We start from the raw sequence: 16,310 nt of genomic DNA on the forward strand, positions 1-16,310 counted from the left end.
CTGCAAACAAACAGGCCAGAAGCCGTCATGGATAGGGGTTCTGATGGATCTCCCGAACGATCGCCTCGACCTTCCGGCGCAGGGACGCCAGGTCCCCCTCGTTGTGGAGGACGAAGTCGCTCAAGGCCATCCGCTCGTCCGACGGCAGGTAAAAGGCCTCCCTGCGGGTCAGCTCCGCCTCGTCCCAGCCGCGCTGGCGGCAGCGCGCTATGCGCAGCGCCCGGGGCGCCGTGACGAAGACCGCCGCCGCGACCCACGCGGGACGCCCCACCTCGAACAGAAGCGGCACCTCCGCGACGGCCCAGCGGTCCGGCGAAAGCTCGGCGACGCGGCATTCCAGCTCAGCCATCACCAGGGGATGAATGAGCCCGCAGGCCCAGTCGTACTCCGTACGGTCCGCAAAGATGCGTCCGGCCACGGTGCTTCGGACGATCCCGCCCGACGGGTCCAAGACCTGGCGTCCCCAACGGCGCGCGGCGGCCTGAGCGACGTCAGGTCGCCTCCACTGTTCCAGGGCGATGGCGTCCGCGTCAAGGCGCACGCCTCCCATCTCCTCCAGCAGGCTGGCGACGGTGGACTTACCAGCCCCGACGTCCCCCGTAAGGGCGATAGCCCCTGCCGTAGCCGCCATAGGAACGTCGCCTCCCTCCGCTGCCGTACCCCTCGTCCCACCCGCGCCCTTCGCCGGCCCGGTCGTCGATCTCGCGATACTGCTCCGGGACCTCGTAGATGAAGCGCGAGAAGCCCTTGCTGAGCGTCGTTCCGTACAGGCGGCGACTGCGGGCCGCCGTGAGGTAGAGCCGCTCTTCCGCACGGGTCATGCCCACGTAGCACAGACGCCGTTCCTCCTCCAACTGGTCCGGTTGATCCTTGGCGCGGGAGCTGGGGAAGATGTCCTCCTCCATGCCCACCAGGAACACCACGGGGAACTCCAGCCCCTTGGCCGCATGCAGCGTCAAAAGCCCCACGGCGTTCGCTGAGTCGTCCTGCCGGTCCGCGTCCGTGAAGAGCGCCGCCTCCGCCAACGCCTCCGAGAGCCCCCCCTCCGGCACCACGGAGCGAAGCTCCATCACGTTGTCGTAGCGTTCCTCCCAGCTCTCCGGGTCCTTCGACCTCAAGAGCTCCTCGTAGCCCATCTGGTTCAGCACGTAGTCTACGGCGGGGCCGATCCCCCGCTCCGATACCGCGAGGAGGCGCGACATGTGCGCCGCAAACTCCGCCGCCGCAGCCCCCACCTGCCCCCGAACGGGCCAGGCCCCCTTCGCGGCCGCCCCCCAGAAGTCTGAGGCCGGCGACGTGGGGACGGCGCCCGACGCAAGCCATGAGGTCCAATCCTCGCGGCGCTTCGGCCCCATGCCCTTGACGGCGAACTCCGCAGCCCGCTCGAAAGAGGTGAGGTCGTTCGGGTTCAGCGCCAGCTTCAGGAGCGCCAGGACGTCCCGAACCTCCCGGCGCTCGTAAAACGCCACGCCGCGCACGATGCGGTAAGGGATGCCCAGCCCCAGAAACTTCTGCTCGTAGAGGCGGCTCATGGCGTTCTGCCGATAGAGGAGCGCGATGTTCCCGTAGTCGTAGCCATGGTGCGCTTTGAGGCGGGCGATCTCCGCCGTGATGAAGTCCGCCTCCTGCAGGTCGCTGTTCGCCAGCAGGGTGTAGACCTTCTCCCCCAGGCCCCGCGAGGTCCTGAGGTCCTTCTTCATGCGCGTGGAGTTGTTGCGGATCAGGGCGTTGGAGGCGGCCAGGATGTTGCCCGTTGACCGGTAGTTCTCGTCCAGCACGATCGTCTTCGCGTCCGCGTGGCCCTCCACCCCCCTGAAGTCGCGCTCGAAGTTCAGGATCATGCCGATGTCCGCTCCACGCCAGCCGTAGATGGACTGGTCCGGGTCCCCCACCACGTTCAGCAGGCAGTCCGGCCCCACCAGGTTGCGGAGCAGGAGGTACTGCGGTCTGTTGACGTCCTGAAACTCGTCCACCAGGAGCCACCGGATCCGAGCCCGTTCCCTCTCCCGAAGCTCCCGGTCCTGCGTCAGCACCTGGAGCGGGAGCACCATCAGGTCGTCGAAGTCGACGGCGTTGCGCTCTCGCAGCGCGCGGCGGTACTCGTTTGCGATGTCGAGGTAGAGCCCCTCCAGAAGGGGCTCCCGCGGGCCCGGCGTCCAGGCCGCCCAGTCGCGCGAGATGGCGTCCAGCACGGAGGCCGGGGCGGTATCCCTGGTGTTGACGCCCAGGCGCTCCATGATCTGTCCCACCAGCGAACGGCTGTCGCCCCGATCCAGCACGGCGAACCCCGTCCTCAACCCCGTCAGGCGTTCCACCGCCTCGCGGTTTCGGAACAGGAAGCGCAGCCCGAAGGCGTGGAAGGTGCTGACCCACACCTTGTCCGCCCCATCGGGGACCAGCGCCGACACGCGCTCCCGCATCTCACCCGCCGCCTTGTTGGTGAAGGTCACCGCCGTGATCTCCCACGGCCGGGCCAGCCCCTCGGCGATCAGCCAGGCCACCTTGTGGGTCAGGACGCGCGTCTTGCCGCTACCGGCGCCGGCCAGGATGAGAAGCGGCCCGTCGACGTAGGTCACCGCCTCCCGCTGACGGGGCGAGAGGCGCTCAAGGATATCGTTTTCCAACATGTTCTTCTCCGTTCTGCACGAAGCACCCCTTCGGACGCAAGGCGCTGCTGCAGCACCACGTCGTCCGATGGCTCTAGTCCCCCGGATGTGGGGCGCCTCCCTCGACCTCCAGGAACTCGATGGCGAACTCCAGTCCCGACACCAGCTCCACGTCCTTGCTGCCGCACGCCGGGCACACGAACTCCGTGCCCTCGCTCTGGACCTCCCGGCCGCAGGCGTGGCAGCGAAACGTGACGGGCAGCACCATGATGGACAGGTTCGCCCCCTCCGTGGGGGCGCCCTTGGATATCCTGCCGAAGGCATAGGCCATCAGCTCCGGGTTGACCCTCCGCATCCCGCCCACCTTCAGCACGATGCGGCGCACGCGGCGCCAGCCCGAGCTCCGGCACATGCCCAGGATCGTATCGTTCACCGACTTCGTCAGGGAAAACTCGTACAAGCCGCGCACCTCCTCAACCCCGGACACCGCCCTTCAAAGGTTCGCCATACGGCCTCACCGCTCCTGGAGGACCCCCTCGAGCTGCGTGGACAGGTGCTCCCACTCCTCATAGGCCGCCGGCAGGTCCGCTGCGATGGCGCCGCGCTCCACCATGAGCGCCTGAACTCGAGAGGAGTCGCACAGGACCGACGCATCGCAGAGCTCCGCGTCGATCTCAGCCTGCCGGACCTCCATCCGTCCGATCCGTTCCTCCAGAGGGTCCAGCTTCCTCCTGATCTTCCGCGCCGCAGCCATGACGCGCTGACATTCCTCCGCGGCGGCACGCCGGGCCTCGCGGGATCGAAGGTTCCGCACCTCCGCCCCCACCGCCGCGACCTCCTCCCGCGCCAGCGCCTCCTCCCGCTTTTCCAGGAACCACGAGTAGTTGCCCGGATAGTCGTAGAGGCGGCCGTCCCGAATCTCCAGCACGCGCTCGGCCAGAACGTCCAGAAAGCTGCGGTCGTGGGACACGATCAGGAGGGTCCCCTGGTACTGCAGCAGAGCGCGCTGCACGACATCCCGGGTCGTCTGGTCCAGGTGGTTCGTCGGCTCGTCCAGCACGAGGAAGTTCGTCTCCGCCAGCATCAGCTTGTAGAGCGCCAGCCGCGCCTTCTCGCCGCCCGACAGCACCGCAACCGGCTTGTGGATGTCGTCCCCGGAGAACAGGAACGCCCCCAGCAGGCTGCGCCGCTCCACGTCGTTCAGGCGCGAGGGAGCCGCGCGGGCCTCCTCCCAGATCGTGTGGGCGTAGTCCACGTTCTGCGCGCTCTCCTGGGAGTAGAAGGCGGGCTTCACGTTGTGCCCCAGGCGCACCGTGCCGTGCGTCGGCTGCTCCGTGCCGCTCAGGAGGCGGAGCAGCGTGGACTTGCCCGCTCCGTTCACGCCCACCAGGGCCGTGCGCTCCCCCCGCTCGACGGTGAAGTTCAGTCCCTCGAATACGCAGAGCTCCCCGTAGCGCTTCGAGAGGTCCGTCGCCTTCAGCACCTCCCGGCCGCTGGGCGGCGCCTCCGGAATACGGAAGCGCACGTTCCTCTCCGGGCCCTCCAGCTCGATGACCTCCATCTTGGCCAGTTGCTTCAGCCGGCTCTGAACCTGCGCAGCCTTCGTCGCCTTGTAGCGAAAGCGCGAGACGAACTGTTGAATCCTCTCGATCTGCCGCTGTTGGGCCTCGGCGCTCTGCTCAAGCTGCGCGCGCGACTCCGCCTTCGCCGCAAGGTAACGGTCGTAATCGTAGGGATAGAGCGTCAGGCTGCCGCGTTCAAGGTCCGCGATCTGCGTGACCGTGTTCTCCAGGAACCGCCGGTCGTGGGACACCGCGACGACCGCCCCCTTATATCCCCTGAGCCACCCCTCGATCCACTCCATGCTCTCCGTGTCCAGGTGGTTCGTCGGCTCGTCCAGCAGCAACACGTCCGGAGCGGAGAGCAGGAGCGCCGCCATGGCGACGCGCATCTTCCACCCGCCCGAAAAATCGGCGCAGTTCTTCACGCCGTCGTTCCGGCGAAAGCCCAAGCCGTGCAGCACCTTCAAGGCCATGGACTCGAAGGCAAAGCCACCGGACAGCTCAAAGCGGCGCTCAAGCCGCGCGTGCTCCTCCAGGAGGGAGGAGAGCTCAGTGGAACCCGACGCGGCCTCCGACAGGCGGGCCTCCGTCTCTCGCAGACGGGCCTCGACCGCTGCAATGCCAGCGCGGTCCTTGAGGAAGTCCATCAGCGGCACGGGCTCAAGCTCAACGAGGTCCTGCGGCAGGCAGCCCACCGTGAGCCCCCTGGAGCGCTCGACGCTCCCCCCGTCCGGCACCACGTCCTCCATCAGGACGCGCAGGAGCGTCGTCTTGCCGGAGCCGTTGCTGCCCACGACCCCCAGTCGCGCATCGTCGCCGATGCGGCAACTGACGCCGTCAAAGATCACCTTTTCCCCGAAAGCGAGCCTCAGCCCCTTGATGTCGATCAGACTGCATCCCTCCATGACGCCGGGCCCAAAATTTCCGCCTAACGCCTCTGTACCATCTCGGCTAAAAGTATATACTATATTGGACGCGCGGACAGCGGAAGCAGCAAATGCCTTAAACGCCTCAGCGCAAAAACGATACATTTTTTGAAGAGGACCGGATATGGCCACACGCTACAGGAAGAGAAGGGATAAGGACGAGCACGTACTCCGGCTGATGACGGGCATTTTCATGCAGCGCATCAACAGCGGCCTCATCAAGGACGCGCTGTTCTGCCTCCCCCACTGGAGGACGTCCCGCAGGCTCTCCTGGCCCTGCAGGATCTGGGCACGTTACGAGGACAACGACGCGAGGGACGTGGGCTGGCTCTACAACAAGCTCATGTCCGAACTCATCGACCTCGGGATCAAGGAGGAGGACCTGCACCTGACGCTCTCGACGTCCATGCCCGACGCGGGAGAGAGGGCAGCGATGGGCTTTACGGTGGGCGCCCTCGACGTCAGGGACCTCTCGCACGACTTCGCCCTGGAAAAAGCCGACGAGCTGCGCCAGCGATAGCCCCAGGAGGTGCGGCCCATCCAAAACTCTGGGAATATGACTTGTCAACGCCTAAAGGAGTGATCCATCATTAAAACGATATCCCGTACCCTTTTTCTGTGCTGTGCCCTCCTGACGCTGAGGGGCATACCGGCCGGGGGCGCTTCTCTGCCCGACGCCCTCGGGCCATGGCGCCTCGTCTCGGAGGACGTCACGCTGCTTCAGACGGCCTCCGAGGACCTGGGCCGATGGACGCGACGGATCTACGCCCGCGAAGCCCCGTCGCAGCGCGTCGAGGTAAACCTCATGGAGGGAAAGGGCCCTGGCCCGCTGCACGTGCCTGCCGCGGTAGGCTCCGGCGACGGCGTGATGGACGAGGAGGGAACTTACCGCGTCCTCGATGTGGCGGGGCGGCGCGCGATCCTGGAGCGCCACCCGCTGCTGGCCCCGGCCCTGGCCGTAGCCGTCAGCCCGGACACGACGCTGACCCTTGAGGGCTCCGGCGCAGACGAGGCAGAGCTCATGGACCTGGCCGGCCGTGCCGTCTCCGCGCTTGAAAGGTAGCGGGAGAGCAGGCCGCTGGACGTCAGGAACACAAACTATCGAACAAAGGAGCTATAGAAATTATGAAGACTTATCCCATCGCGCTGGTCCCCGGACCGACTTCCATCCCCCAGAGGGTTCGGGACGCATGGAACATGGACTTTGGAAGCTCAGACCTCGAAGGGGAGTTTTTCGAGCTCTACGCGGACAACCAGAGGCTCGTGCAGAGGCTTCTGGGGACGAAGGAAGACGTCGTCATCACGCTGGGCGAGGCCATGTCCATCCTGTGGGGGGCCCTGAAGTGTACCCTGAAGCCCGGCGATCGGCTCCTGGCCGTGGCATCGGGCCTCTTCGGCGAGGGGTTCGCCGACATGGCGCGGGCTATCGGCGCCGAGGCAGAGCTCTGCGCCGCCCCTCACGACCAGACCCCTGACTTCAAGAAGGTGCGCGAGGCCGCGCTGCGTTTCCGGCCGAAGGTCATCACGGCCGTACACTGCGAGACGCCCTCGGGCACGCTGACCCCCTGCATCAAGGAGCTCGGTGAGATCTCGCGGGAGGTTGGAGCGCTCTTCGTCGTCGACTTCGTGTCGAGCGCCGGGGCCGCTGCCGTGGACGTCGATGAAAACGGCATCGACATCGGCCTCCTGGGCAGCCAGAAGGTCCTGTCCATGACGCCCTCGCTCTCCATCTCGACCCTGTCGGAGCGGGCGTGGAAGGTCATCGAGGAGGTGCGCTACAGCGGCTACGAGGCCTACCTGCCCTGGCGGGAGGTCCCTGCGGTACACGCCATGCCCTACACCCACGACTGGCAGGCCATGGCGGGGCTGCACGTGGCCCTTTCCGCGATCATGGAGGAGGGAGTGGAACACGCCTACGGCCGCCACGAGAGGGCGGCGGCCCTGTGCCGCCGGAGGGGGCGCGAGATGGGGCTTCGGCTCTTCCCGCTGGACGAGGCCGTCTCCTCCCCCAGCGTCACGGCCTTTTACGTCCCCGACGGGTGGACCTGGGAGAAGCTCGACGCGGCGCTTCGCGCGCGGGGCCTCGCCTTGGGCGGCAACTACGGCTCTCTGGCGGGGCGCGTGTTCCGCGTCGGGCACATGGGCTCCCAGGCGGACGAGTCGCTCGTCGCCCGCGGCATGGACGTCCTCGAAGACGTCCTCAAACGGCGGTAGGCGCAGGAAGGGGAGGCGGAATGACACTGTCACCGCACATCTTCAGGGAGTACGACGTCCGGGGCGACGCAGACCGGGATCTGACGGACGCCGTCGTCGAGACCATCGGCAGAAGCTATGGCACGTGGCTCCTGGACCGCGGCTTCAGCAGGATGTCGATCGGCGGGGACGTCAGGCTCTCGACGCCCCGCATCCGCGCTGCGCTGACCCGGGGCGCCCTCGCCGCCGGCGTTGACGTGATCGACGTGGGCACGCTCACCACGCCCATGCTCTACTGGAGCCTGCACCACCTGGACCTCATGGGCGGCATCATGATCACCGGAAGCCACAACCCACCCAACATGAACGGACTGAAGCTCTGTTGGGACAAGGCCACGCTGTGGGGCGACGACATCCAGGCCATCCGCCGTATCGCGGACTCCGGGGAGTTCAGGACGGGGCAGGGTGCCCTGACGCATCAGTCCATTCCAGACGCCTACCTGTCCATGCTGAAGTCCAGGTTCCAGCCCTTCCCGCGGCGGTTCCGCGTGGTCTGCGACAGCGGCAACGGAGCGGCGGGGCCCTTTGCCAGGCGGTTCTTCGAGCTCTTGGGCTGCGACTGCACCGAGCTCTACGGGACGCCCGACGGACGCTTCCCCAACCACCATCCGGACCCCCAGAAGCGCGAGAACCTGCAGGACCTCATCGTCCGCGTCCGGGAGACGGGCGCGGACGCAGGCTTCGCCTTCGACGGCGATGCGGACCGCATCGGCGTCGTGGACGAGCGCGGCGAGGTCATCTTCGGCGACCGGCTCATGGCCCTCTACTGGCGCGAGATCATGGAGGCGCATCCCGGCGCGGAGGCCATCATCGAGCCCAAGTGCACCATGGCCCTGGCCGAGGAGGTCGAGAGGCTGGGGGGGCGTCCCCTCTTCTGGAAGTCTGGGCACTCCGTGATCAAGGCCAAGATGCGCGAGATCGGTTCCCCCTTTGCCGGTGAGTATTCGGGACACATGTTCTTCGCCGACGAGTACTACGGCTTTGACGACTCCTTCTACGCGGCCGGTCGGGTGCTGCGCATTCTGGCGAAGACCGGCAGGAAGCTCTCCGAGCTCATGAGCTCCATCCCCCTCTACCCCACGACGGAGGAGGCCCGCATCGACTGCCCGGACGAGGAGAAGTTCGACGTCGTGAGCCGGATCCGGGAGAAGGCCCTCAAGGACCATCAGGGGCTGACCCACGACGGCATCCGCATCCTCTACCCCGGTGGCTGGGGGCTGATCCGCGCGTCCAACACCCAGCCGGTCATCACCGTCCGCTGCGAGGGGCGCAGCCAGGAGGACCTGGAGCTCATCATGGCCGACGTCAAGAGGCGCCTCCTGGACGAGGGACTGCCCGACTTCGCATGGACGTTCTGACGCCGGCGCCCCAGCAGGCCCGGCCGCAGTACGGCGTCATCGCCCTGCCGGGGGACCTCTCCCTGCCGCTCGACCTCGAGGCGATGGCGCGCGGACGCCGGACGGAGCTTGAGATCGGGTTCGGCAACGGAGAGTACACCGTGAAGCACGCCCGACGGGCTCCGGACGTCCTCCTGTGGGGCATCGAGCTATCGCCCGCCTGCGTGCTGCGCTGCGCCAGAAGGGCGGCGGGGCTGGACAACCTCCGCCTCATCCGAACGGACGCCCGCCGCATGATGAAGGAGCTGTTCCGCGACGAGGCTCTGGACCGCGTCTACATGAACTTCCCCTGCCCGTGGCCGAAGCGGCGTCACGCCCACCGGCGCGTCACGGCCAGGGACTTCACCGACAGCCTGGCCGCCGTGCTGCGCCTGGGAGGCGTCTTCGAGCTTCTGACGGACGACGAGCCCTACGCCCACGAGGCGCTGGATCGGATCGGGAACCACACGGCGCTGGAGGGACGGGGCTTCGAGGTCAATCCCGTCCGCAGCGTGACGACGAAGTACGAGCGCAAATGGCTCGAGCTGGGGAAGCCGATCTACCGGCTGACCTTCGTTAAGACGCGCCCCTTCACCACGGCGCGACAAACCTGGGAGGGATCTGAGGTGCACATCAGGACGAGGCGCCGGCCGACGGAGGAGTGCCTGAACGCCCTGGCGGACGTCAGCGGAGGCGTCGGGGACGCGCGGTGGTCCTTTGGACGGCTCGCCCTGGAACGGGGTCCGGAGGGCGGTTTTCTGCTTGAAGCCTTCTCAAACGACGAGGAGTTCGACCAGCGCTACTACATCCACATCTCGCCGCGGGACGGAGGCGCGCTGGTCCGGCTGGACCGGACGGCGAACGCCTTCCTGACCCCCGCCGTGAAGGGAGCCCTCGCCGACGTCGCGACCCGCATCGACGCGCCGGAGGAACCGGAAGGATGAAAGCGGTCCGCCCCACGGCAGGCCGCGTGCTGCTGGCCCTCTTCAGTATCCTGGGGGACGTGGACGGCGGGAGATTTCTGGACCTCTTCGCCGGGACGGGGCGGGTCGGCCTGACGGCCCTGGAGCGGGGCGCCAGCGTGACGTGGGTCGAGTCCCTCCGAGAGCGGGCTCAGGCCATTGAGCGCGCGCTGCCTGCGGACGCCCGACGCCGCGCCGTGGTGCTGTCCCTGGAGCTGCGCCGCGCCATCGCCTGGCTCGGAAAGCGGGGCCTCCAGTTTGACGTCGTCTTCGCCGACCCGCCCTATCACGAGGGCTGGGGGGCGTCGCTCCTGGGCGTGAAGGGGCTTGAGGGGTTGCTGGCCCCGGGGGGGGTCCTCGTCGCGGAGCACTCCGTCCGAGAGGAGTTGACGCTGACGCCCGCGTGGGAGCTCACTTCCCAACGGGACTACGGCGAGAGCCGCCTGTCGTTTCTGAGGGCCGCGGAGGTGCGAACGGACCAGGCACCGGCGCAAACACTCGTTTAGTTCAGGAGGCGAACCATCATGCAGAGGAGCGTCCGCGCCGTCTACCCCGGCTCCTTCGACCCCATCACCAACGGACACATCTACATCGCAGAGCGGGCCTCCGCCATCTTCGACGAGGTGCGGGTGAGCATCCTCGTGAACGCGCAGAAGAACTCCACCTTCAGCGTGGAGGATCGGTGCGCCATGGCGCGCGAGGCCCTGAGCTACCTTCCGAACGTCAGGGTGGAGCACTTTTCGGGCCTGCTCGTCGACTACATGCGCCAGGTGCAGTCGCGCGTCATCATCCGGGGGCTGCGGGCCATGTCGGACTTCGAGTACGAGTTTCAGATGGCGCTGATGAACCGTCAGTTGGCTCCGGAGATCGAAACCTTTTTCATCGTCACGGACCCGCGATACTCCTTCGTTTCCAGCAGCGGCATCCGCGACATCTTCCGCTTCGGGGGGACGGTCCACGACATGGTGCCCCCCGGCGTGTTCCGCCGCCTGCGCGAGCGCTTTCCTCCGCTGCCCATGCCCCACAGGCCCCAGGAGGACCGGTGATGTCCCAGCTCCTCCCCCCATCGTTCTACCAACAGGGGGCCGTCGCCGTCGCGCGGGGCCTCCTGGGGTGCGTGCTGGCCCGCAGCGCGCCGGAGGGCACGGCCTCCGGCGTCATCGTCGAAACGGAGGCCTACGCCGGGAGGACGGACGCGGCATGCCACTCCTTCAAGCTGGAGGGCCCCCGTCCGGGGCACCGCACCGAGGTGATGTTTCGTCCGGGGGGCCTGGCCTACGTCTACCTGATCTACGGCATGTACTGCTGCTTCAACGTCACCTGCGCGCCCGCGGGCCGGGCCGAGGCGGTGCTGGTCCGCGCTCTGGCCCCCCTTGAGGGGAAGCCCCTCATGCGCGCGCGCCGCGGCACGGAGGACGAGCGAAAGCTCTGCAGCGGTCCCGGAAAGCTCTGCATGGCTCTCGCCGTCACGCGAGAGCAGAACGGAGCGGACCTCCGCGGGGGAACGCTCCGAATCTTGCGAGGGGACCCCATTCAGGACGCGGAGGTCGCCAGGACGCCGCGCATCAACGTGGACTACGCCGGAGAGGACGCCGTCTTGCCCTACCGCTTCGCCGTGAAGGACAGCCCGTTCCTCTCGACGCGGAGGTTCTTGAAGGCGGCGCTCCGCAAAGAACGTTTCAGTGGCACAACGCCCTAACGGCACATCACTTGGAATCGAGCAGGGGGACTTGCGGTGGAGCGGCAGAATACATCCGGTATGGTGAAACACGCGATGATGATGATGGCGGGGACGTTCCTGAGCCGCATCCTGGGGCTGGTTCGGGAGGTGGTGGTGGCGGCGTTCTTCGGCGCGTCCCGCGGGCTGGACGCCTTCAACGTGGCCTACACGCTGGCGAACCTGGCCCGTCAGCTCCTGGCGGAGGGTGCGCTCTCCGCCGCTTTCGTGCCCGTTTTCTCCCGCGCGCTGCAGGAAGGCCGGTCGCGCGCCCTGTCGCTGGCCCGCGGAACGATGACGGTGCTGCTGTTCGCGAGCTCCGCCGCCGCGCTGGCGGGCATCCTGTGCGCACCACTCCTGACCCGCGTCATGGCCCCCGGCTTCGACCCCGCGGCGGCCTCCCTCGCCTCCAGCCTGACGCGCTGGATGTTCCCCTTCCTCATCCTGATCTCGCTGGCCGCCCTCACCATGGGCGCACTGAACAGCCTGGGCTCCTTCTTCGTGCCGGCCCTGGCCCCCGCCTTCAGCAACCTCGCCTTCATCCTCACCGCCCCGCCCTTTGCCGCCCGCTGGGGCGTGCATGGCCTGGCGCTCTCCGTGCTGTGCGGCGGGGCCATGCACTTCCTCACCCAATGGATCTGGACCTTCAAGATGCGCGCCCCGATTTATCCTGCGCGGCCCGACCTGCACGACCCGGACCTGCGCCGCATCATGGCGCTCTTCCTGCCCTACGCCGCCGGCTTGTCGTTGAACCAGGTCAACCCCGTCGTCAGCCGGATGCTCGGCTCCTTCCTCCAGGAGGGCAGCATCTCGGTGCTGAACTACGCCAACCGCATCCTGCAGCTGCCCCTGGGCCTCTTCGTCATCGCCATCTCCCAGGCCGTGCTGCCCCAACTCGCCCGGGCCGAAGGGCCGGAGGACTTCGCGGAGACGCTGCGCCAGGCGCTGCGCTTCGCCCTCTTCATCGTGCTGCCCGCGTCGCTTGGCCTGATGCTCATCTCAGGGCCCTTCGTCCACGTCGTCTTCGTCCGGGGGGAATTCAACGACTGGGCCTGGCGCGCCACCTCGTCCTGCCTCGCGCTCTCCATGCTGGGGCTGCCGGGCATGGCCTGCTCCACCGTCGTGATGCGTGCCCTCTACGCGCTCTCCATGCCGCGAGAGGCCTTCAAGACCACGCTCTTCAGCGTCGCCGCGACGGCGCTCCTCTCCGCGACGCTGATGCTCCCCATGGGATACAACGGACTGGCCCTGGCCCCCAGCATCGCCTTCACCCTGTCGGGCCTGTTGGGACTTCGCTACGTGCGGAGGAAGCTGGGCCGCTCCCTGAACGTCCTGAGCCGGACGTGGCTCGCCAAAAGTGCCGCTGCCCTCGCGGCGCTCGCCCTGGCCACGACGGCCTGGCGCCTCGCCCTGCCCTACCGCCCCGAGGCGACGCTCACCCTGCGTTCGGCCTGGCACCTGGGCGTCATCGTCGTCGGCATGGCGGCCTACGGGGGCACGACGCTGGCCCTTCGCTGCAGCGAGTGGGGGCTGATCCGCGATGCGTTCTCTCGACGTGGCAAAAAGGATAGAGATAAGGGACAGGGATAAGGTTTGGAAAGGTTGAGGTCATGATGAGAAAGTTTGCAGGAGCACTTCTCCTGTGTGCAACGGTCCTGACGGCGCTCTCTGCGGATGCGGCCCCGTCCCCCCAATGGAGGAAGGCCATCGGCGCGCGGACGATCCGCCTCTGGGTGGACGCCCAGTTCATGGATGAGCTCGTGCTCAACGCGCGGGCGCGCATCGACGTCACGTGGCTGCCGCGCTCGCTGATGCGACTTCTGGACCGCGACAGCAGCGCGGAGGACTGGGTGATCACCGCCCTGAGCAACTACTACACCTCCAGGAAGGAGGCCGCCGAGAGGATGCGGGGACACGACGTGCTGGCCCTTCGCTACCGCGCAGAGAAGAACTGGAACTTCGATCCCACGGCCCTGACGGTCGACGGCTACCGCGTGACGTCCGAGGACCTGCTGGGCAACGCCAGCATACGAGTCGTCGGAGAGCTTCCCTCCGGCACGGAAGGGGCGCTCCTCGTCCGCGTCCCGGCGCTGAAGGGAGGGCGCAGGGTGCGCCTCGCGCTCGGCCCGGACAGCGTGGACCTGGAGGCGCCGGCCCGATGAGCGACTTCCTGACGCTGGGCATCGAAACCAGCTGCGATGACACGGGGGTGGCGCTCCTGCAAGGCGAGCGGCACATCCTCGCGGAGCTTCTGTCGAGCCAAATTCGGGACCATGCGCGATTCGGCGGCGTGGTCCCGGAGTTCGCGGCGCGGAAGCACCTGGAGAACCTCCTGCCTCTGGTGGAGGCGGCGCTACGGGAGGGCGGCGTGAGCGGGCGGGACCTGGACCTCATCGCCGTCACCTGCGGGCCGGGGCTCATGGGCTCCCTCATCGTGGGGGTGCAGGCAGCCCGGGCGCTCTCCCAGGCCTGGGAGGTTCCGGTCCTGGGGGTCAACCACCTGGAGGGGCACCTATTCGCCCCCATGGTGGACTCGGAGGACCTGAAGCCCCCGTTCCTGTCGCTCATCGTATCGGGCGGGCACACGGAGATCGTTCGGGTGGACGCCCTGGGCAGCTACGAACTCCTCGGCCAGACGCGGGACGACGCGGCAGGCGAGGCCTACGACAAGGCTGCGCGCATCCTGGGGCTCCCCTACCCCGGCGGGCCGGAGATCGACCGCCTGGCGCAGGACGGGGACCCGGACGCCTTCGCCTTTCCCGTCCCCCTGCAGCACACGAAGCAGGTGGAATTCAGCTTCAGCGGGCTCAAGACGGCGCTCCTGTGGCAGGTTCGGCGCCTTGAAGCCCTTGGAACGGAGGGAGGCGAGCTGCCGCTGGCCGACCTCTGCGCGTCCTTTCAGAGCGCCGTGACAAGGGCGCTCATCGCCAAGGTGGCGCTCGCCGTGCGCACGACAGGCATCCGGAGCGTGACGGCATCGGGAGGCGTGGCGGCCAACAGCGCCCTGCGACGCGCGCTGACGGAGGGCACTGAGGCGCGGAGCTGGCGCGCGTGGCTGCCCCGGATCAGCCGCTGCACGGACAACGCCGTCATGATCGCCATGGCGGGCAAAAGCGGATGGGACCGCGGCCTGCGCAGCCCAGAGGACCTGTCCCCCGATCCATCGCTCGAAATCGGGGTGTGAGGCCCGCGATCGTCGCGCGCGGGATACGGGTAAACGCTCAGGCGGAGGGCGACCGGCCACGATAGAATAGACGGCGATAGAGAATCCTCTCTATGAATTAGCAGCATCAGAGACATTATCTTAAAGGAGGCATCGCCATGGATTTCAAACAGCAGGCGCGCGACGGCAAGGAGCTCATGGGGAAGTTGGCTCAGGCCGCGCCGGAGGTCGTCGGAGCATTTCGTTCCCTGAACGCGGCCGCGCACAAGGAGCGCGCACTGGGCGCCAAGACGAAGGAACTGATCGCGCTGGCGCTGGCCGTGCAGGCCCGCTGCATCCCCTGCATCACGGCCCACGCTCAGGGTGCCCTCAACGCGGGAGCCACGCGTGAGGAGGTCGTGGAGGCCCTTGAAGTGACCATCACCATGGGGGGTGGCCCCAGCGCAACCCACTCGGCCATCGCCCTGGAGGCCTTCGACCAGCTCAGCAAAAAGTAGAAGTCCACAAGCAACGATAAAGAGGAGAGGGGACGCTTCCGGGCGTCCCCTTTTCCTTGGAAAGTCCACACCCCCGTCAATCAACGTCAAAACAGTACGTAAATCTGACGATGCACTTTCAGAAAACAGGGGCTAATATTCTTCGTGTTGAGCAATTAGCACTCTTAGTGATCGAGTGCTGATACAAAAGATCAGGAGGGAATTTTAAAGATGAATCTCAAACCACTTGGAGATAGGATCGTTGTGAAGGTGCTCTCCCGCGAGGAGAAGACGAAGGGCGGCATCGTCCTTCCCGACACGGCGAAGGAGAAGCCCACGGAGGGCGAGGTCATCGCGGTGGGCACGGGGAAGGTGCTGGACAACGGCCAGAAGCTTCCCATTGAGGTCAAGGTGGGCGACCGCATCATCTTCAGCAAGTACGCGGGCACCGAGGTCCAGCTGGACGGCGAGGACTACGTGATCTTCAGCGAGCGCGACGTCCTGGCCATCGTGGACAAGAAGTAGTTCGCACGGGACTTTTAAGGAATATTCGAGAAGGATTTAGAGGAGGATACAAACCATGGCTAAGATTCTTTCCTTCGGCGAGGACGCTCGCCGCGCGATGCTTCGCGGCATCGATAAAGTTGCGGATACGGTTGGCGTGACGCTTGGGCCCAAGGGCCGCAACGTCGTCCTTGAGAAGAAGTTCGGCTCCCCCACAATCACCAATGACGGCGTCACCATCGCAAAGGAGATCGAGCTGGAGGACCCCTTTGAGAACGCGGGGGCCCAGCTCCTGAAGGAGGTCGCCTCCAAGACTAACGACGTCGCCGGCGACGGCACCACCACCGCCACGATCTTCTCCCGCGCCATCATCCGGGAGGGCATGAAGAACGTCGCGGCGGGCGCCAACGGGATGCAGATGCGTCAGGGCATCGAGAAGGCCATCGACTTCGTGGTGGAGGAACTGAAGAAGCAGTCCATCCCCGTGAAGGAGAAGGAGAAGATCGCGCAGGTCGCCTCCATCTCCGCCAGCGACAACGCGGTGGGTTCGCTGATCTCCGAGGCCATGAACAAGGTGGGCCAGGACGGTGTCATCACCATCGAGGACAGCCAGACGGTGGGCACGACGCTTGAGATGGTGGAGGGCCTGCAGTTCGACAAGGGCTACATCAGCCCCTACATGGTGACGGACAGCGAGCGCATGGAAACGAGCTTCGACGACGCCTACATCCTGATCCACGACGGCAAGATCAGCAACATCAAGGA

Annotated in this window: 18 protein-coding genes; 14 read left to right on the top strand and 4 right to left on the bottom strand. The window is 66.9% G+C overall.

The window, feature by feature from the left end:
• Positions 1–25: 25 nt before the first annotated feature.
• From coaE to ACO41U_RS02810, 4 genes are all read right to left on the bottom strand, one after another.
• Positions 26–631 carry a dephospho-CoA kinase gene (coaE, locus tag ACO41U_RS02795; RefSeq protein WP_485941412.1) on the bottom strand — a complete coding sequence of 202 codons (606 nt, stop codon included), beginning with the start codon at positions 629–631 and terminating at the stop codon, positions 26–28.
• Positions 579–2,627 (bottom strand): ATP-dependent helicase, encoded by a 2,049-nt coding sequence (locus ACO41U_RS02800; RefSeq protein WP_485941414.1) that lies wholly within the window; start codon positions 2,625–2,627, stop codon positions 579–581. The genes coaE and ACO41U_RS02800 overlap by 53 nt, the downstream gene beginning before the upstream one ends.
• Positions 2,628–2,700: 73 nt before the next feature.
• Positions 2,701–3,066 carry a hydrogenase maturation nickel metallochaperone HypA/HybF gene (locus ACO41U_RS02805; protein WP_485941416.1) on the bottom strand — a complete coding sequence of 122 codons (366 nt, stop codon included), beginning with the start codon at positions 3,064–3,066 and terminating at the stop codon, positions 2,701–2,703.
• A gap of 54 nt (positions 3,067–3,120) precedes the next feature.
• Complete coding sequence (locus ACO41U_RS02810) at positions 3,121–5,073, bottom strand: ABC-F family ATP-binding cassette domain-containing protein (RefSeq protein ID WP_485941418.1); 1,953 nt, start codon at positions 5,071–5,073, stop codon at positions 3,121–3,123.
• Between the two features lie 145 nt (positions 5,074–5,218).
• Between ACO41U_RS02810 and ACO41U_RS02815 the strand changes: the two genes are divergently transcribed.
• The 14 genes from ACO41U_RS02815 to groEL form a co-directional block, all read left to right on the top strand.
• Entirely contained in the window at positions 5,219–5,614 is a 396-nt protein-coding gene (locus ACO41U_RS02815) for a hypothetical protein (protein WP_485941420.1), read from the top strand.
• 285 nt (positions 5,615–5,899) lie between these two features.
• Complete coding sequence (locus ACO41U_RS02820; RefSeq protein ID WP_485941422.1) at positions 5,900–6,157, top strand: hypothetical protein; 258 nt, start codon at positions 5,900–5,902, stop codon at positions 6,155–6,157.
• A 62-nt stretch (positions 6,158–6,219) separates the two neighbouring features.
• Positions 6,220–7,308 (top strand): pyridoxal-phosphate-dependent aminotransferase family protein, encoded by a 1,089-nt coding sequence (locus ACO41U_RS02825; protein WP_485941424.1) that lies wholly within the window; start codon positions 6,220–6,222, stop codon positions 7,306–7,308.
• A 20-nt stretch (positions 7,309–7,328) separates the two neighbouring features.
• Complete coding sequence (locus ACO41U_RS02830) at positions 7,329–8,705, top strand: phosphomannomutase/phosphoglucomutase (RefSeq protein ID WP_485941426.1); 1,377 nt, start codon at positions 7,329–7,331, stop codon at positions 8,703–8,705.
• Positions 8,693–9,667, top strand: coding sequence for a tRNA (guanosine(46)-N7)-methyltransferase TrmB (gene trmB / locus ACO41U_RS02835; protein WP_485941428.1), 975 nt, complete (start codon positions 8,693–8,695; stop codon positions 9,665–9,667). The genes ACO41U_RS02830 and trmB overlap by 13 nt, the downstream gene beginning before the upstream one ends.
• Positions 9,664–10,191 carry an RsmD family RNA methyltransferase gene (locus tag ACO41U_RS02840; RefSeq protein ID WP_485941430.1) on the top strand — a complete coding sequence of 176 codons (528 nt, stop codon included), beginning with the start codon at positions 9,664–9,666 and terminating at the stop codon, positions 10,189–10,191. The genes trmB and ACO41U_RS02840 overlap by 4 nt, the downstream gene beginning before the upstream one ends.
• An 18-nt stretch (positions 10,192–10,209) precedes the next feature.
• The gene (coaD, locus tag ACO41U_RS02845; protein ID WP_298780713.1) at positions 10,210–10,731 is read left to right on the top strand and encodes a pantetheine-phosphate adenylyltransferase; all 522 of its coding nucleotides are present in this window, start codon (positions 10,210–10,212) and stop codon (positions 10,729–10,731) included.
• Positions 10,731–11,384: a DNA-3-methyladenine glycosylase gene (locus tag ACO41U_RS02850; protein ID WP_298780710.1), complete on the top strand. Its 654-nt coding sequence runs from the start codon at positions 10,731–10,733 to the stop codon at positions 11,382–11,384. The genes coaD and ACO41U_RS02850 overlap by 1 nt, the downstream gene beginning before the upstream one ends.
• A gap of 36 nt (positions 11,385–11,420) precedes the next feature.
• The gene (gene murJ, locus ACO41U_RS02855; RefSeq protein WP_485941433.1) at positions 11,421–12,992 is read left to right on the top strand and encodes a murein biosynthesis integral membrane protein MurJ; all 1,572 of its coding nucleotides are present in this window, start codon (positions 11,421–11,423) and stop codon (positions 12,990–12,992) included.
• A gap of 20 nt (positions 12,993–13,012) precedes the next feature.
• Entirely contained in the window at positions 13,013–13,564 is a 552-nt protein-coding gene (locus tag ACO41U_RS02860) for a hypothetical protein (RefSeq protein WP_485941435.1), read from the top strand.
• The gene (gene tsaD, locus ACO41U_RS02865; RefSeq protein ID WP_485941437.1) at positions 13,561–14,586 is read left to right on the top strand and encodes a tRNA (adenosine(37)-N6)-threonylcarbamoyltransferase complex transferase subunit TsaD; all 1,026 of its coding nucleotides are present in this window, start codon (positions 13,561–13,563) and stop codon (positions 14,584–14,586) included. Before ACO41U_RS02860 ends, tsaD begins: the two co-directional genes overlap by 4 nt.
• A 137-nt stretch (positions 14,587–14,723) precedes the next feature.
• Positions 14,724–15,062, top strand: coding sequence for a carboxymuconolactone decarboxylase family protein (locus tag ACO41U_RS02870; protein WP_485941439.1), 339 nt, complete (start codon positions 14,724–14,726; stop codon positions 15,060–15,062).
• Positions 15,063–15,272: 210 nt separating this feature from the next.
• A complete protein-coding gene (gene groES, locus ACO41U_RS02875) occupies positions 15,273–15,566 on the top strand; it encodes a co-chaperone GroES (protein WP_298780698.1) in 294 nt (97 codons plus the stop codon).
• A gap of 55 nt (positions 15,567–15,621) precedes the next feature.
• The coding region (gene groEL / locus ACO41U_RS02880; RefSeq protein ID WP_485941441.1) for a chaperonin GroEL at positions 15,622–16,310 on the top strand (689 nt) is incomplete at its 3' end.

The organism is Fretibacterium sp., assembly GCF_057312375.1.